Below are 17,863 nucleotides of genomic sequence, written 5' to 3' on the forward strand. Positions count from 1 at the left end.
CGTACGACCCCTCGAAATCGCAGGTCGTAGGACCAACGGCCGAGTCCGGTACGGCGGAAACTCGGTGGGCAGTGTCAGTGGCGATCCGTAGGCTCGCTGCTGATGGCCACGACACCCGCCCCCGCCCAGGACCGTCCCACCGTGCGTACGCTGCTGCGCCTGTGGCCGTATGTGCGGCCCGTGCGGGTGCGGCTGTTCACCGCCGCGTTCGTCGCGATACTGGCCTCCTGCGTGGGCCTGGTGATCCCGCTCGTCCTGAAGTGGATGGTGGACGGGCCGATCGCCGACCGGGACCCGGGCGGGGTCTGGCTCGGCGCGCTGTACCTGCTGCTGCTCGGCTTCGCCGAGGCCCTGCTGTTCGGGCTGCGGCGGTGGCTGGTGGCCCGGCCGCTCTCCCACGTCGAGGCGTCCATGCGGGCGGCTCTGTACCGGCACCTGCAGCGGCTGCCGGTGGCCTTCCACGACCGGTGGGCCTCGGGGCAGTTGCTGTCCCGGGGGACGACGGACCTGATGCTGCTGCGCATGTTCCTCGCCTTCCCGCTGACGTTCCTGCTGGTCAACGGCGTGACGATCCTCGTCGGCGTGGTCATCATGCTCCTCCAGGACTGGACCCTGGGGCTGGTGATCCTCGGGCCCGCCGTGCCCGTCATGGTCACCTGCGTGATCTTCGAGAAGCGGTACGCCAGGGTGGCCCGGCTGGCCCAGGACCAGGTCGGCGACCTGACCACGGTCGTCGAGGAGAGCGTGCTCGGCATCCGCATCATCAAGGGCTTCGGCCGGCACCGGAGCCAGGCCCGGGCGTTCAGGGAGCTGTCGGGGAGGCTGCGCGGCACGGAGCTGCGCAAGGCGCGGCTGCTGGCGACGATCTGGGGCGTCATCGTGACGCTGCCGGAGGTCGCGATCGGGGCGGCACTGGTGGTGGGCGTGGTGCAGGTGGCCGACGGAGGGTTGTCGGCGGGGACGCTGGTGGCGTTCCTGTCCACGGCGCTGGCGTTGCGGTGGCCGGTGGAGTCGATCGGCTTCCTGCTGGCGATGAGCCAGGAGGCGGCGACGGCGACGGAGCGGTATTTCGAGGTGATGGACGAGGAGGTGGAGGAGCGGGGGGTTGCCGGTGACCCGGCGTCGGTGCCCGCAGCCCAAGCAGGCCTGCGCTTCCACGACGTCACCTTCCGCTACCCGGACGCCCCACCCCAGTCCCCTCCCGTCCTGGACGAGGTCGACCTCCACATCCGCCCGGGCGAATCCATGGCCCTGGTCGGCGCGACGGGCAGCGGCAAGACGACCCTCACCGCGCTCGTCCCCCGCTTCTACGAGGTGACCTCGGGCCGCATCACCCTCGACGGCGTCGACATCACGGGCCTGTCCAGGCAGGCGCTGCGCGCCAAGGTCGCGGTCGCCTTCGAGGAGCCCACGCTCTTCTCGGCCTCGGTCGCCGACAACGTTCTCATGGGCGCCGACGACACGGCCGGCCCGGCCGACCTGGAGCGCGCCCTGGCCGTCGCCCAGGCGGACTTCGTGTACGCCCTGCCGCAGGGGACGGACACCCAGGTGGGCGAGCAGGGCCACAGCCTCTCCGGCGGGCAGCGGCAGCGCCTCGCACTGGCCAGAGCTGTCGTCGGACAGCCGGAGTTCCTCGTCCTGGACGACCCGCTGTCGGCCCTGGACGTGCACACCGAGGCCGCCGTGGAGGCCGCCCTGCGGCGGGTCCTCGCGGACACCACCGCCCTGATCGTGGCGCACCGCCCGTCCACCGTGCTGCTCGCCGACCGGGTCGCGCTGCTGTCCGGTGGCCGGATCACCGCGGTCGGCACCCACCAGGAACTGCTGCGTACGAACGCCGAGTACGCGCACTTGATGTCCGGCGAACAGTCAGGGGAACAGCCGGGCGACAGGTCAGGCCACCGGTCAGGCGACCGGTCAGGCGGCCAGTCAGCCGCACAGTCAGCCGAACAGGAGGGCGCACGATGACGGCGGCCACCACCGCACCGGCCGACGGGACTCCCGGCGACGAGAAACCCGACGGCGGGACACCCGGCGCTCGGCCCCCGGCCACCGGCGACCCCTTCGACCGGGACGTCCTGCCCACGCCTCCGGGCGCCACCGCCGCACTGCTGCGCTCCCTGCTCGCGCCCATGAAGGCCCGCGTCACGGTCACCACGCTCCTGCTGCTGCTCCAGCAGGCGGTCGTGCAGGCGGGCCCGCTGCTCGTGGCGTACGCCATCGACCGTGCCGTGCCGGCGTTCCGGGCACAGGACCACGGGCCGCTGATCGCGGTGGCCGTCGGCTATCTGGCGTGCGCACTGGCCGCGGGCGGGCTCCAGTTCGCGTTCGTCGCCGCCGCGGCCCGCGTCAGCCAGGACGTACTGCTGGACCTGCGCGGCCGGATCTTCCGCCACGCGCAGGCGCTGAGCGTCGACTTCCACGAGCGCTACACCTCGGGCCGGCTCATCTCCCGCTCCACGACGGACGTGGAGTCGCTGCGTGAGCTGCTGGACGAGGGCCTTCAGGAGCTCGTGACGGTCGTCCTGTCCTTCGTCTACATCTCGGTGATGCTGCTCTGGCTCGACCTGGGCCTCGGCGGTGTGGCGGTGGCGTCCCTGGTGCCGCTCTACGCGCTCGTGCGGTGGTATCAGCGGCGGGCCGGCCGGGTGTACCGGGCACGGTCGACGGCGATCGCGGCCGTCATCGTCAAGTTCGTGGAGACCATGAACGGCATCCGGCCGGTGCGCGCCTTCCGCCGCGAGGCCGTCAACGACGCGGACTTCGGCGCGCTCAACGAGCGGCACGAGCGGACCAACGGCGACGCGCTGCTGGAGATGGCCCGCTACGTCACCGGTTCCCGGCTGGTCGCCAACACGGCGGTCGCGTCGATCGTGCTGTGGGGCGCCTACCGGGTCGCGGACGGCACGCTGGCCCTCGGTGTGCTGGCGGCGGCCGTGCTGTACCTGCGGCGGCTGTACGACCCCATCGACCGGCTCGGGATGTTCCTCAACTCCTACCAGTCGGCGGCGGCCTCGCTGGAGAAGATCGCCGGGCTGCTCGCCCAGACCCCGTCGGTCCCCGAGCCGGCCACCCCCCGGCAGCTCCCGCCGCTCGAGAGCGAACACCCGGGCCGCGAAGTGGTCTTCGACGGCGTCCGCTTCGGCTACCGCACCGGCGGCGAAGTGCTGCCCCGTTTCGACCTGACGATCCCGGCCGGGCAGACGGTCGCGGTCGTCGGTTCCACGGGCGCCGGCAAGTCGACGCTGGCCAAGCTGCTGGCCCGGTTCTACGACCCCTCCGAAGGCCGGGTGCTGCTGGACGGCGTCGACCTGCGCGACCTCGCCGTGCCCGAACTGCGGCGCGGGGTGGTCATGGTGACGCAGGAGGCGTTCCTGTTCTCCGGCACGGTCGCCGAGAACATCGCGATCGGCCGCCCCGACGCCACGCGCGAGGAGATCGAGCGGGCGGCGAAGGAGATCGGCGCGCACGACTTCATCGGCTCCCTGCCCGACGGCTACGACACCGACGTACGCAAGCGGGGCGGCCGCATCTCGGCCGGTCAGCGTCAACTGGTCGCGTTCGCACGGGCCTTGCTGGCGGATCCGGCGGTGCTGATCCTCGACGAGGCGACCAGCTCGCTGGACGTCCCGGGCGAGCGCGCGGTGCAGCGGGCGATGGCGACGGTGCTGAAGGGCCGTACGGCCGTGGTCATCGCGCACCGGCTGTCGACCGTCGAGATCGCGGACCGGGTCCTGGTGATGGAACACGGAAAGATCGTCGAGGACGGCGAACCGGCCGGACTGGTCGCCGGCACGGGCAGGTTCGCGGATCTGCACCGGGCCTGGCGGGACAGTTTGGCGTAGAGGCCTTTTGATGGAATCTTCGCGGCGTCGCGACGCCCATTACCTGTGGTGACTGGTCACGCGGCAGCCCTGGCAGTGTGCGGCCGGCCGGGGCGTGTCGGTGCCGATGACGCGGAAGCCCTCATGCCGGAACTTCCGGCGCCAGGCAGGCTCACCGAACCCGGACGTGAAGCGGGCGTTCTTGGCCTGGGCGAAGTCTTTGAGGGCCTGCTGCTGCACGTCCGCGTTCCCCGCGCGAAGCCACTCGTTCTCGCGCCGGGCCTCGGTGAGCTGACGGCACTGCTCCGCGAAACCGGGAGCGGAATTTCTTCCGGGCTTCCAGTGCGCGTGCTGCTCGACAGCGAGGTTCCAGACGTACCGGGCATGCGCGCAGTGCAGCAGCATCTGCTCCGCCTGTTCGCTCGTCGGGTACATACGAAACCGTGCCATGCCGCGAACCTAGCCCGCGTGTTCTCCACCCGCGCACGACGCCGATCGGCACTCACCCGCTCGGGTGACCGACACGGCCTGGCGCCTCGGGGCAGCTGGCAGTCCCCCCCCCCAGCGCCGTGATTCTGCACCTGCTCGAGATCGACCTCAACGCCGCCTCGGCAGACGTCGAATCGCTGGTCGGCGATCCGGCTCCACGCCCCGTTGCGCGGGCGCAGACATTCACACCGCCCCTGAATGACCGGCCACCGCCAGAAAACCAGAGGGTGCGGGAGCTGCCGAGGGCCTGGACACCCGCCTGGGCCAGGGCGGTTGCCGCACCGACGGCTCGCAGGCCCAGCAACTGGCCCTGGCCCGGGTGGTGCTGGCGGACCCGCACACGCTGATCCTCGACGAGGCGACCGCGCTGCTCGACCCGACGGCGGCCCGGCGCACCGAGCGCGCCCTGGCCGCCGTGCTCGAAGGGCGCGCGGTCATCGCCGTCGCGCACCGGCTGCACACCGCGCACGACGCGGACCGGGGGGCCGTGATGGAGGACGGCCGGCTGACCGAACTCGGCACGCACGACGAGCTGGTGGCGGCAGGCGGGGCCTACGCAGCGCTGTGGCACTCCTGGCACGGGGACCTGCCCGACACCCGTGAACCGTCCGCATAGCGAACATGAACTTCCGGTCAACGAACCGTTTCCGGCCATAGTGTTGACGCGCCCCTGACAGAAAGCGCACTCGCCTGCCACGCTTCCCACGACTGCTCCACGGCAACCCCACGGCAACACCTCCACCTCCCCAGGCCGGGCGACCCCCGGTCCCGCAGAAGGAGCCAGTGTTGAGAAGCAGTTCCTCGCGAAGAAGCAGCTCCCACAGACGCACTCCCCACACCCCCCGCCGCACCGCGGCGGTGGCCCTCGTCGGCGTCGCCGCGCTGATCGCCGCCGCCGTGCAGAGCGGCACCGCCACCGCAGCCCCGGAGAAGGCACCGCAGGCCGCGAGCAAGGCGAACCCCGGCTCGGAGTCGGTCAGGCTCACCCCCGCCCAGCGCGCCGCCCTGATCCGCGAGGCCGACGCGGACAAGGCCGCAACGGCGAAGGACCTCGGCCTCGGAGCCAAGGAGAAGCTGGTCGTCCGCGACGTCCTCAAGGACCGCGACGGCACCCTGCACACGCGCTACGAGCGCACCTACGACGGCCTGCCGGTCCTCGGTGGCGACCTGGTCGTTCAGAGCACGAAGGCGGATGCCACCGCGTCCGTCGTGAAGGCCACCCGCGCCGCCATCACGCCGGCCACGACGAAGGCCGCGGTGTCCGCCGCGAAGGCCCGGCAGCAGGCCCTGGCCGCGGGGAAGGCCGAGGACGCCAAGAGCCCGGCCGTCAACCGCGAGCCCCGCAAAGTGATCTGGGCCGGGAACGGCAAGCCGGTCGTGGCGTACGAGACGGTCGTCGGCGGCTTCCAGCACGACGGCACCCCGCAGGAGCTGCACGTCGTCACCGACGCCACCACCGGCGAGAAGCTGTACGCGTGGGAGGCCATCGAGAACGGCACCGGCAACACGGTGTACTCCGGCACCGTCGACCTCACCACCACCCAGTCCGGGTCGACGTACAACCTCACCGACGGCGCCCGCGGCAACCACAAGACGTACAACCTCAACCGCGGCACCTCCGGCACCGGCACCCTCTTCTCCGGCCCGGACGACGTCTGGGGCAACGGCAGCCCCTCCAACCTGGAGTCGGCCGCCGCCGACGCGCACTACGGCGCCGCGCTGACGTGGGACTACTACAAGAACGTGCACGGCCGCAGCGGCATCCGCGGCGACGGAGTGGGCGCGTACTCCCGCGTCCACTACGGCAACAACTACGTCAACGCGTTCTGGTCGGACAGCTGCTTCTGCATGACGTACGGCGACGGCTCGGGCAACGCGAACCCGCTCACCTCGATCGACGTGGCCGCGCACGAGATGACCCACGGTCTCACCTCCAACACCGCGGGCCTCAACTACAGCGGAGAGTCCGGCGGTCTGAACGAGGCGACCAGCGACATCTTCGGCGCGACCGTCGAGTTCTTCGCCAAGAACTCCTCCGACGTCGGTGACTACCTCATCGGCGAGGAGATCGACATCAACGGCGACGGCACCCCGTTGCGCTACATGGACAAGCCCAGCAAGGACGGCTCGTCCAAGGACGCCTGGTACTCGGGCATCGGCTCGATCGACGTGCACTACTCCTCGGGCCCCGCGAACCACTTCTTCTACCTGCTGAGCGAGGGCAGCGGCACCAAGACCATCAACGGTGTCACCTACGACTCGCCCACCTCGGACGGCCTTCCGGTCACCGGCATCGGCCGGGACAAGGCGGAGAAGATCTGGTTCCGCGCGCTGACCACGAAGTTCACCTCGACCACCAACTACGCGGGCGCCCGTACCGGCACCCTCGCGGCGACCGGTGAGCTCTACGGCACCGACAGCGCCGAGTACAAGGCGGTCCAGGACGCGTGGGCGGGCGTGAACGTCGGCACCCGCTCGGGCGGCGGAGGCGGCGGCGGTACGTCCTTCGAGAACACCGCCGACGTGGCGATCCCGGACCGGGGCGCGGCGGTCACGTCGCCGGTCACCGTCTCCGGCCGGACGGGCAACGCGCCGTCCAACCTCCAGGTCGCGGTGGACATCGTCCACACCTACATCGGTGACCTCAAGGTGGAGCTGGTCGCCCCCGACGGCACGGCGTACACGCTGAAGGGCTACGGCACCGGCGGCAGCGCGGACAACATCGCCACCACCTACACGGTGAACGCCTCCTCCGAGGCCGCCAACGGCGTCTGGCAGCTGCGGGTCCAGGACAACGCGGCCCGCGACACCGGATACATCAACAGCTGGAAGCTCACCTTCCCGTAGGCCCGTTCGCGGTCTGCCCAGGACAGGGCGCCGCCCCGGTGGGTTCGACTCCCCCGGGACGGCGCCCGCTTCATGCGTCCGGTCACGTGGCCGGGCGTCCACCTCGTCGTCGATTTCCGGCCAACATCACGCGCAGTCCTGACATGTACGCGCCTTAAGTGCCACTCTTCCCCCACCCGCCGCACAGCACCACAGCACTTCCCCCACACCGAGGAGCTTGTGTGTCCACCTCTCTCTACGCGCGTCACAAGCGCACCACGCTCGCCATCGCCACCGCCGTCGCGGCCGGCGCCCTGCTCACCACCGGTCTGACCTCCGGCAGCAGCGCCGCGGCCGACGCCTCCTCCAAGCCGACTCTCGCGGCCGCTCCCGTCCTGCTCTCCGCGCCCGCCCGCACCGCCCTGATCAAGGAGCAGCAGGCGGACGCCGCCGGGACCGCCGACGAAATAGGCCTCGGCGAACAGGAGAAGCTGGTCGTCAGGGACATCGTGAAGGACGCCGACGGCACGGTCCACACCCGCTACGAGCGCACCTACGCGGGCCTGCCGGTCCTCGGTGGCGACCTCGTGGTGCACGAGTCGAAGTCCGGCGTGACCAAGGGCGTCACCAGAGCGACGAAGGCGAAGCTCGAGGTCGACTCGCTCAAGCCCGCCGTCACCGCCGCCAAGGCGGAGAAGCAGGCCGTGACCCTCGCCAAGGCGGCCGGCTCGGAGAAGACCGAGGCGAACTCCACGCCCCGCAAGGTGATCTGGGCGGCCGACGGCAAGCCCACCCTCGCCTACGAGACGGTCGTCGGCGGCCTCCAGGAGGACGGCACCCCGAACGAGCTGCACGTCGTCACCGACGCCGCCACCGGCAAGAAGCTCTACGAGTACCAGGGCATCGAGACCGGCACGGGCAACACCACCTACAGCGGCAAGGTCACCATCGGCACCACCAAGTCCGGGTCCTCGTACAACCTCACGGACGGCACGCGCGGCGGCCACAAGACGTACAACCTCAACCGCGGCACCTCCGGCACCGGCACCCTCTTCTCCGGCTCCGACGACGTCTGGGGCGACGGCAACCCGTCCAACCTGGAGACCGCCGCCGCCGACGCGCACTACGGCGCCCAGGTGACCTGGGACTTCTACAAGAGCGCCTTCGGCCGCAGCGGCATCCGCAACGACGGCAAGGCGGCCTACTCGCGCGTCCACTACGGCAACAACTACGTCAACGCCTTCTGGTCGGACAGCTGCTTCTGCATGACCTACGGCGACGGCTCGGGCAACACCCACCCGTTGACCTCGCTCGACGTGGCCGCCCACGAGATGAGCCACGGCCTGACCTCGGCCACGGCACGCCTCAACTACAGCGGCGAGTCCGGCGGCCTGAACGAGGCGACCAGCGACATCTTCGGCGCGGGCGCGGAGTTCTTCGCGGGCAACGCCTCCGACGTCGGTGACTACCTCATCGGCGAGGAGATCGACATCCGCGGCGACGGCTCCCCGCTGCGCTACATGGACAAGCCCAGCAAGGACGGCGACTCGGCCGACGCCTGGTCGGCCGGCCTCGGCAGCCTGGACGTGCACTACTCCTCCGGCCCCGCCAACCACTTCTTCTACCTGCTGTCCGAGGGCAGCGGTTCGAAGACCATCAACGGCGTGACCTACAACTCGCCGACGTCCAACGGCTCCACGGTCACCGGCATCGGCCGCACCAAGGCGCTGCAGATCTGGTACAAGGCGCTGACGACGTACATGACGTCGACGACCAAGTACGCGCAGGCCCGCACGGCCACCCTGAACGCTGCCTCGGCGCTGTACGGCGCGTCCAGCACGGAGTACAAGGCGGTCGCGGCCGCCTGGTCCGCCGTCAACGTCGGCTGACCGAAGCACGGCCGAGGGCGGTACCCGGACCGAAGGCAGACCCGGGTGCCGCCCTACTCTTGGTGACCATGTCTTCGGAGGACTTCACCTACGCCGATGTCGGCGCCACCCGCGACGAGGGTTTCTGCCCGCCGGGCTTCCATCCCATGAACGTGCGCACCCGCCTCGGCGAGGGCGAGGAGGTCTTCCGCCGGGCCTCGGAGGCGGTGCTCACCTGGGAGATGCACCGGGCCATGGGCGTCGGCATCGACGCCGGCGCGGACCGGGCCGCCCCCGGCGTCGACGTCACCGTCACCCTCGCCGGCATGATCAAGGCCCCCTGCCGTGTGGTGTGGACGGTCGAGGAACCCCGCCGCGTCGGCTGGGCCTACGGCACGCTGCCCGGCCACCCCGAGTGCGGCGAGGAGTCCTTCGTGGTCGACCGCACGGGTGACGGCACGGTCTGGCTGACCGTGAACGCCTTCAGCCGCGCGGCCAAGTGGTACGCAAAGGCGGGCGGGCTGGCGACCAGGGGCTTCCAGCACGCGTATGCGCGGCGGTGCGGCAATGTCCTACGGAACCTGGCAACGCAGGGTGGTGCAGACGCTTAGGGGCGCGGGGAACTGCGCGACCAGCCACAACGCACCTTCAGACGGCCACGAACACTGCCACCCCCGACGCTCACCGCATAAGCAACCCCGCAGCCTCCACCAACTCCTCGCTCGGCCCGGCCACCAGCCCCAACTCCGCGCTCGAAGCCAACAGCCGATGCGCGGGAAGGATCCGCACCGTATACCCAAAAGGCCCGGTGCGATCCAGAGACAAGGGCCCCTCATAAACCCAGCGCCCGTCCTGCTCGGGGGACCCGACCGGCTTCAACGGAACGACCGCCGCGTCGGCGATGTGGTCCTCCTCGTCCACCCGCCCCGAAACGGCCTGCACCTCCACGTCGTCCGGCCCGAGCTCACCGAGACCGACCCGCACGCGAAGCCCCAGCGTCGTACCCAGTTCCGCCAGCGCCGCCGACGCCGACGTCTCCACATGGTCGACGGTGACCCCCGGCCACGCCGCCCGCACCCTGGTCTTCCACTCGGCGAGATCGCGCGCCGCGTCCGGGCCCATGGACCGGTGGGAGAGCGCAGCGGGCGCGTAGAGCCGCTCCACGTACTCGCGGACCATCCGCCCGGCCAGCACCTTCGGCCCGAGCAGGCTCAGGGTCTGGCGGACCATCTCGATCCAGCGGTCCGGCAGCCCGCTCTGGCCGCCCCGCTCGTAGAAGCGCGGCGTCACCCGCTGCTCCAGCAGGTCGTACAGCGCCGCGGCCTCTATGTCGTCGCGGTGGTCGGGGTCGGTCCCCACACCGTCGGCCGTGGGGATGGCCCAGCCGAAGTCGGGCTGGAACCACTCGTCCCACCAGCCGTCCAGGACGGACAGATTCAGACAGCCGTTGAGGGCGGCCTTCATCCCGGACGTGCCGCAGGCCTCCAGTGGGCGAAGAGGGTTGTTGAGCCAGATGTCGCACCCCGGGTACAGCTTCTGCGCCATCCCCATGCCGTAGTCCGGCAGGAACACGATGCGGTGCCGTACCCGCGGATCGTCCGTGAACCGCACCAACTCCTGCACCAGCCGCTTCCCGCCGTCGTCCGCGGGGTGTGCCTTGCCCGCCACCACGATCTGGACCGGCCGCTCGGGATGCAGCAGCAGGTCCATCAGCCGGTCGCGGTCGCGCAGCATCAGCGTCAGGCGCTTGTACGACGGGACGCGCCGCGCGAAGCCGATGGTGAGGACGTCCGGGTCGAGCACGCCGTCGATCCAGCCCAGCTCGGCCGTGCCGGCGCCGCGCTGCCGCCAGGAGGCCCGCAGCCGCTCCCGCACCTCCGTCACGAGCTGCTCGCGCAGGCCCCGCCGCAGTTCCCAGATCTCCTGGTCGGGGATGTCCGCCACCGCGTCCCAGCGGTCCGAGCCGCCGACGGTCAGCGCGTCCTCGGCACGGTGGACGCCGATCTGCCGGGCGCCGAGCCGGAACACCTCGGGGGCGACCCAGGTGGGTGCGTGCACCCCGTTGGTCACGGAGGTGATCGGCACCTCGTCGGCGTCGAACCCGGGCCACAGGCCGGAGAACATCTCGCGGCTGACGTTGCCGTGCAGCAGGGAGACGCCGTTGGCGCGCTGGGCGAGGCGCAGGCCCATCACGGCCATGTTGAACAGGTTGGGCTCCCCGCCGGGGTAGGTCTCCATGCCGAGCTTGAGGACGCGCCCGACGTCGATGCGGGGCAGCTCGGCTTCGGGGCCGAAGTGGCGGGCGACCAGCTCGCGGTCGAAGCGGTCGATGCCGGCCGGGACGGGGGTGTGGGTGGTGAAGACGGTCCCGGCGCGGACCGCCTCCAGCGCCGAGTCGAAGTCCAGGCCCTCGGCGCAGAGCTCGGCGATCCGCTCCAGGCCGAGGAACCCGGCATGCCCCTCGTTCGTGTGGAAGACCTCCGGCGCGGGGTGCCCGGTGAGCCGGCAGTACGTGCGCACCGCCCGGACGCCTCCTATGCCGAGGAGCATCTCCTGGAGCAGCCGGTGCTCGCTGCCGCCGCCGTAGAGCCGGTCGGTCACGCCGCGCTCGCCGAGGTCGTTCTCCTCGACGTCGGAGTCCAGCATCAGCAGCGGGACCCGGCCGACCTGCGCCAGCCAGATCCGGGCGTGCAGCTGCCTGCCGCCGGGCAGGGCGAGGGCGACCTGGGCGGGGGTGCCGTCGGGCTCCTCCAGGAGGGCCACGGGCAGCTCGTGGGGGTCGAGGACGGGGTAGTGCTCCTGCTGCCAGCCGTCCCGGGACAGGGTCTGGCGGAAGTAGCCGTGCCGGTAGAGCAGGCCGACGCCGATCAGCGGGACACCGAGGTCGCTGGCGGCCTTCAGATGGTCGCCGGCCAGGATGCCGAGGCCGCCGGAGTACTGGGGCAGGGCGGCCGTGATGCCGAACTCGGGTGAGAAGTAGGCGATCGCGGCGGGCAGTTCGTCGGGCTGGGCCTGGTACCAGCGGTCGCCGGTCATGTAGTCGTTGAGATCGCCCGCGACCGCGGCGAGGCGGCGCAGGAAGCGGCGGTCCTGGGCCAGCTCCGCGAGCCGCGCGGGCGGCACGCTGCCCAGCAGCCGGACCGGGTCGCCGCCCGAGGCGGCCCAGCGCTCGGGGTCGACGGACTGGAACAGGTCACGGGTCTCCGCGTGCCACGACCAGCGCAGGTTGCGGGCCAGATCACTGAGCGGCCGGAGGGGTTCGGGGAGAACGGGTCGGACGGTGAATCGACGGATCGCCTTCACGGGTTCCACCTCGGCGCGTTCGCAGGATGACGCAGGGTTCTGACACAGGGCTTCATCGACGTCACCTACGACAGTACCGGCGTCGGTGCCGCCTCCGGTGAAGCTCCGGCACCCAATCCCCGATCGTCCGGAACCGGCCCATCCGCGGATATGGCCGATTCCGCCCCCATAGGCGTCCTTGTGGCGCTTCACCCGCCACGAGAGGCTGCCCCTGGCGTACCGGGCCCGCGCCCGCCGTACGCGGCGCCGCGCGGCAGCCGTACGCCGAGTCGAGGAGGGGAACTCGGACCATGGCACGGACGCGCACACGGCGTCTGCGCTGGACGGGGGGCTTGGCGGCGGCGATCTGTGCCGCGGCTTTTTCGGCCACCACCCTGCCCGCGCACGCCGTACCGGAGGGGCGGATACTCGGCGCCGGAGAACCCGGCTCCGTGCACGGAAGTTACCTGGTGACACTGAAGGAGGGCATACGGGCTCCGTCGGCGGCCGGACGGGCCCTCGCCGAGAAGTACGGGGTGCACATCAGCCACACCTACGGCACGGTCCTGAACGGCTACGCGATCAGGACCGACGCGAGACGGGCCGGGCGGCTCGCCGCCGACCCCCGGGTCGCCTCGGTCGTCCAGGACACCCGCGTGCGGCTGGAGCGCACACAGGCCGAGCCGCCCTCCTGGGGCCTGGACCGCGTCGACCAGCCGGCTCTGCCGCTGGACCGGAGCTACACCTCTCCCGAGTCGGCCGGCTCCGGGGTGAGCGTGTACGTGATCGACACCGGCGTCCGGACCACGCACCGGGACTTCGGCGGCCGGGCGAGCCACGGCTGGGACTTCGTCGGGAACGACAAGGTCGCGTCGGACGCCAACGGCCACGGCACACACATCGCCGGCACGGTCGCCGGGAGGGCCCACGGTGTCGCCAAGCAGGCCCGTGTCGTCTCCGTGCGCGTCCTCGACGCGGCGGGGGCGGGCACCACGGCCCGGGTGATCGCCGGGATCGACTGGGTGACCCGGCACGCGAAGAAACCCGCCGTCGCCAACCTCAGTCTGGGCGGCCCGCGCAACGAGCGGCTGGACGCCGCCGTCCGCGCCTCCATCGCCTCCGGCGTCACCTACACGGTCGCCGCGGGCAACGACGGCAGGCCGGCCGGCCTGTACTCCCCGGCGAGCGTCAAGCAGGCGCTCACGGTCGGCGCGACCGACCGGAGGGATGCGAAACCGGCCTTCTCCAATCACGGTCCGGCCCTCGATCTGTTCGCCCCGGGCGTGGGCATCACCTCGTCGTCAGCCGCGAGCGACACCGCACGGGTCACCTTCTCGGGTACTTCGATGGCGGCACCGCACGCCGCGGGCGCGGCCGCGCTGTATCTGGCCGATCATCCGAAGGCGGCTCCGGCCCAGGTCACGAGGGCTCTGACCGCGGGAGCGGCGACCGGGAAGATCTCCGGCCGGGGTCCCGGCTCGCCGGACAAGTTACTGCGGGTGCCGCAGGGCTAGGGCGAAGGAGCAGCCACGCGCAGGGGCCGGCCTCGTCCGTCGCGGACGAGGCCGGTCTTGTGTGTCGACATACGCGTGAGTAGTTAACAAAGTGCCGGATTGCCCACCCGAATAGGGTGGGAAGGCTCCTCCGGGTACCCCTCTCAGGAGCACCATGCAGGACCCACCTCCCCACAGACATCCGCCCACCCACGTTGACGCGGACAGGAGCGGTCATGCCCGCCAAGCACCATTCGTCACCACCCCCCACCCGTCGCACCGGGGCGCGCGCGCCCAGCGGCGAGTCCCGTTCAGTGCGCCCGGCCGACGCCGGTCCGCAGGTCCCACAGCCACCCCCCGTGGGCGACGCGACCGCCGTCGGGCGCATACCCGTGCTCGATGTCCGCCCGGTCGTCCAGCGCGGACGCCGGCCGGCCAAGGCCGTCACCGGCGAGACCTTCGAGATCTCGGCGACCGTGTTCCGGGAGGGGCACGACGCGGTCGCCGCCAATGTCGTCCTGAAGGATCCCGAGGGCCGCCCCGGCCCATGGACGCCGATGCGTGAGCTGGCTCCGGGCACGGACCGGTGGGGCGCCGAGGTCACCGCCGGGGAGCCCGGCCTGTGGTCGTTCACGGTGGAGGCGTGGGGCGACCCCGTCAGCACCTGGCGCCATCACGCGCAGATCAAGATTCCGGCGGGCATGGACACGGACGTCGTCCTGGAGGAGGGCGCGCGCCTGTACGAGAGGGCTGCCGCCGGTGCGCCCGAGGAGGGGGGCCGCCGGGGCGTCATCCTCGCGGCCGTCGCCGCCCTGCGGGACGAGGACCGCCCAGCGGCGGCGCGGCTGGCTGCGGCGCTGACGCCGGAGGTGGACGAGGTCCTGGCCCGCCACCCGCTGCGGGACCTGGTCACCACCTCGGAGCCGCTGCCCCTGCTCGTCGAGCGCGAGCGGGCCCTGTACGGCTCCTGGTACGAGTTCTTCCCCCGCTCCGAGGGCACCCGGCAGCAGCCCCACGGCACCTTCCGCACCGCCGCCCGCCGACTGCCGGCGATCGCCGCGATGGGCTTCGACGTGGTCTACCTGCCCCCGATCCACCCCATCGGCACCACCTTCCGCAAGGGCAGGAACAACACCCTCTCCCCCGGGCCCGACGACGTCGGCGTGCCCTGGGCGATCGGCTCGCCCGAGGGCGGCCACGACGCCGTCCACCCCGATCTGGGCACCCTGGAGGACTTCACCTGGTTCGTGGACCAGGCCCGCACCCTGGGGCTGGAGATCGCGCTGGACTTCGCGCTGCAGTGCTCCCCGGACCACCCCTGGGTGCACAAGCACCCCGAGTGGTTCCACCACCGCCCCGACGGCACCATCGCCTACGCGGAGAACCCGCCCAAGAAGTACCAGGACATCTATCCCATCGCCTTCGACGCCGACATGGACGGCCTGATCGCCGAGACCTGCCGGGTGCTGCGGCACTGGATGGATGCCGGGGTGCGGATCTTCCGGGTGGACAACCCGCACACCAAGCCGGTCGTCTTCTGGGAGCGGGTCATCGCGGACATCAACCGCACCGACCCCGACGTGATCTTCCTGGCCGAGGCCTTCACCCGCCCGGCGATGATGCACACCCTGGCCCAGATCGGCTTCCAGCAGTCCTACACCTACTTCACCTGGCGCAACACCAAGGAAGAGCTGACCGAGTACCTGACCGAGCTGTCGGGCGAGGCGGCCTCCTACATGCGGCCGAACTTCTTCGCCAACACCCCCGACATCCTGCACGCCTACCTCCAGCACGGCGGCCGCCCCGCCTTCGAGGTCCGCGCCGTCCTCGCGGCCACCCTCTCCCCGGCCTGGGGCATCTACTCCGGCTACGAACTGTGCGAGAACACCCCGCTCAGAGAGGGCAGCGAGGAGTACCTCGACTCGGAGAAGTACCAGCTCAGGCACCGTGACTGGGAGACGGCCGAACGCGAGGGCCGCACCATCACCCCGCTGCTGACCAGGCTCAACACCATCCGCCGGGAGAACCCGGCCCTCCAGCAGCTGCGCGACCTGCACTTCCACCACGCGGACCAGGAAGCGGTGATCGCCTACTCGAAGCGGAAGGGTTCGAACACGGTTCTGGTGGTCGCCAACCTCGACCCCCACCACACCCAGGAGGCCACGGTCTCGTTGGACATGCCGCAACTCGGCCTGGACTGGCACGAGTCGGTGCCGGTGCGCGACGAGCTCACCGGCGAGACCTATCACTGGGGCAGGGCCAACTATGTGCGCCTCGAACCGGGCCACAGGCCCGCGCATGTCTTCTCGGTTCTGCGACCGTCCACCCCGCAGATCGGAGGGTCACCCACAACATGATCGTCAACGAACCCGTGCCGGACACCTTCGAGGACACTCCCGCCAGGGACCGGGACCCGGAGTGGTTCAAGCGCGCCGTCTTCTACGAAGTACTCGTCCGCTCGTTCCAGGACAGCAACGGTGACGGCGTCGGTGACCTGAAGGGTCTGACCGCAAAGCTCGACTACCTCCAGTGGCTCGGCGTCGACTGCCTGTGGCTGCCGCCGTTCTTCAAGTCGCCCCTGCGCGACGGCGGCTACGACGTCTCCGACTACACCGCCGTACTGCCCGAGTTCGGCGATCTGGCCGACTTCGTGGAGTTCGTCGACGCCGCCCACCAGCGCGGCATGCGTGTGATCATCGACTTCGTCATGAACCACACCAGCGACCAGCACCCGTGGTTCCAGGAGTCACGCAAGGATCCCGACGGCCCCTACGGCGACTACTACGTGTGGGCGGACGACGACAAGCAGTTCCAGGACGCGCGGATCATCTTCGTCGACACCGAGGCCTCGAACTGGACGTACGACCCGGTCCGCAAGCAGTACTACTGGCACCGCTTCTTCTCGCACCAGCCGGACCTCAACTACGAGAACCCGGCCGTGCAGGAGGAGATGATCTCCGCCCTGAAGTTCTGGCTGGACCTGGGCATCGACGGCTTCCGGCTGGACGCGGTGCCGTACCTGTACCAGGAGGAGGGCACCAACTGCGAGAACCTCCCTGCCACGCACGACTTCCTGAAGCGGGTGCGCAAGGAGATCGACGCGCAGTACCCGGACACCGTGCTGCTGGCGGAGGCCAACCAGTGGCCCGAGGACGTCGTCGACTACTTCGGCGACTACCCGAGCGGCGGCGACGAGTGCCACATGGCGTTCCACTTCCCCGTCATGCCGCGCATCTTCATGGCCGTCCGCCGCGAGTCCCGCTACCCGGTCTCCGAGATCCTGGCCAAGACCCCGGCGATCCCGTCGAACTGCCAGTGGGGCATCTTCCTGCGCAACCACGACGAGCTGACCCTCGAGATGGTCACCGACGAAGAGCGCGACTACATGTGGGCCGAGTACGCCAAGGACCCACGGATGCGCGCCAACATCGGCATCCGGCGCCGGCTCGCCCCGCTGCTGGACAACGACCGCAACCAGATCGAGCTGTTCACGGCCCTGCTGCTGTCGCTGCCGGGCTCGCCGATCCTGTACTACGGCGACGAGATCGGCATGGGCGACAACATCTGGCTCGGCGACCGCGACGCGGTCCGCACGCCGATGCAGTGGACCCCGGACCGCAACGCGGGGTTCTCCTCGTCCGACCCGGGACGGCTGTTCCTGCCCACGATCATGGACCCGGTCTACGGCTACCAGGTGACGAACGTCGAGGCGTCCATGGCCTCGCCGTCGTCGCTGCTGCACTGGACCCGCCGCATGATCGAGATCCGCAAGCAGAACCCGGCCTTCGGCCTCGGCTCGTACACCGAGCTGCCGTCGACGAACCCGGCGGTCCTGGCGTTCCTGCGGGAGTACGAGGACGACCTGGTGCTGTGCGTGAACAACTTCTCGCGGTTCGCGCAGCCCACGGAGCTGGATCTGAGCGCCTTCGAGGGGCGGCACCCCGTGGAACTGTTCGGCGGGGTCCGCTTCCCGGCGATCGGCGAGCTGCCGTATCTGCTGACGCTGGCCGGTCACGGTTTCTACTGGTTCCGGCTCCGCAGGGACACCTTGTGAGGCCTGAGACGGTCTGACGAGGCCCTG

Annotated in this window: 10 protein-coding genes and 1 pseudogene; 9 read left to right on the top strand and 2 right to left on the bottom strand. The window is 70.8% G+C overall.

Going from position 1 to position 17,863, the window contains the following annotated elements; all coding sequences use genetic code 11:
- Window positions 1-102: 102 nt before the first annotated feature.
- Window positions 103-1,968 (top strand): ABC transporter ATP-binding protein, encoded by a 1,866-nt coding sequence (locus MQE23_RS14105; protein WP_243379316.1) that lies wholly within the window; start codon window positions 103-105, stop codon window positions 1,966-1,968.
- On the top strand, window positions 1,965-3,845 hold the full coding sequence (locus MQE23_RS14110; RefSeq protein ID WP_020272679.1) for an ABC transporter ATP-binding protein: 1,881 nt from the start codon (window positions 1,965-1,967) through the stop codon (window positions 3,843-3,845). The genes MQE23_RS14105 and MQE23_RS14110 overlap by 4 nt, the downstream gene beginning before the upstream one ends.
- A 39-nt stretch (window positions 3,846-3,884) precedes the next feature.
- Here MQE23_RS14110 and MQE23_RS14115 read toward each other — a convergent pair whose 3' ends face one another.
- Window positions 3,885-4,274, bottom strand: coding sequence for a helix-turn-helix domain-containing protein (locus tag MQE23_RS14115; RefSeq protein WP_243379317.1), 390 nt, complete (start codon window positions 4,272-4,274; stop codon window positions 3,885-3,887).
- A gap of 280 nt (window positions 4,275-4,554) precedes the next feature.
- Between MQE23_RS14115 and MQE23_RS14120 the strand changes: the two are divergent.
- The 4 genes and pseudogenes from MQE23_RS14120 to MQE23_RS14135 all read left to right on the top strand — a co-directional run.
- A pseudogene (locus MQE23_RS14120) lies at window positions 4,555-4,929 on the top strand (ABC transporter ATP-binding protein); the annotation flags it as partial.
- Between the two features lie 170 nt (window positions 4,930-5,099).
- Window positions 5,100-7,160 (top strand): M4 family metallopeptidase, encoded by a 2,061-nt coding sequence (locus MQE23_RS14125; RefSeq protein ID WP_243379318.1) that lies wholly within the window; start codon window positions 5,100-5,102, stop codon window positions 7,158-7,160.
- Between the two features lie 221 nt (window positions 7,161-7,381).
- Entirely contained in the window at window positions 7,382-9,028 is a 1,647-nt protein-coding gene (locus MQE23_RS14130) for a M4 family metallopeptidase (protein WP_243379319.1), read from the top strand.
- A 68-nt stretch (window positions 9,029-9,096) separates the two neighbouring features.
- Window positions 9,097-9,618, top strand: coding sequence for a DUF1990 domain-containing protein (locus MQE23_RS14135; RefSeq protein WP_037669256.1), 522 nt, complete (start codon window positions 9,097-9,099; stop codon window positions 9,616-9,618).
- Window positions 9,619-9,688: 70 nt separating this feature from the next.
- On the opposite strand, the gene MQE23_RS14140 is transcribed toward MQE23_RS14135, so the two are convergent.
- On the bottom strand, window positions 9,689-12,310 hold the full coding sequence (locus MQE23_RS14140) for a glycosyltransferase family 1 protein (protein WP_037669233.1): 2,622 nt from the start codon (window positions 12,308-12,310) through the stop codon (window positions 9,689-9,691).
- A gap of 290 nt (window positions 12,311-12,600) precedes the next feature.
- On the opposite strand from MQE23_RS14140, the gene MQE23_RS14145 reads away from it, so the two are divergent.
- The 3 genes from MQE23_RS14145 to treS all read left to right on the top strand — a co-directional run bounded on the left by MQE23_RS14145 (window position 12,601) and on the right by treS (window position 17,836).
- On the top strand, window positions 12,601-13,803 hold the full coding sequence (locus MQE23_RS14145; RefSeq protein WP_037669230.1) for a S8 family peptidase: 1,203 nt from the start codon (window positions 12,601-12,603) through the stop codon (window positions 13,801-13,803).
- Window positions 13,804-14,018: 215 nt separating this feature from the next.
- Entirely contained in the window at window positions 14,019-16,139 is a 2,121-nt protein-coding gene (locus tag MQE23_RS14150; RefSeq protein WP_243379320.1) for an alpha-1,4-glucan--maltose-1-phosphate maltosyltransferase, read from the top strand.
- Window positions 16,136-17,836: a maltose alpha-D-glucosyltransferase gene (gene treS / locus MQE23_RS14155; protein WP_020273068.1), complete on the top strand. Its 1,701-nt coding sequence runs from the start codon at window positions 16,136-16,138 to the stop codon at window positions 17,834-17,836. The genes MQE23_RS14150 and treS overlap by 4 nt, the downstream gene beginning before the upstream one ends.
- Window positions 17,837-17,863 lie beyond the last annotated feature (27 nt).

This window comes from Streptomyces sp. HP-A2021 (assembly GCF_022807935.1).
Taxonomy (GTDB): domain Bacteria; phylum Actinomycetota; class Actinomycetes; order Streptomycetales; family Streptomycetaceae; genus Streptomyces; species Streptomyces afghaniensis.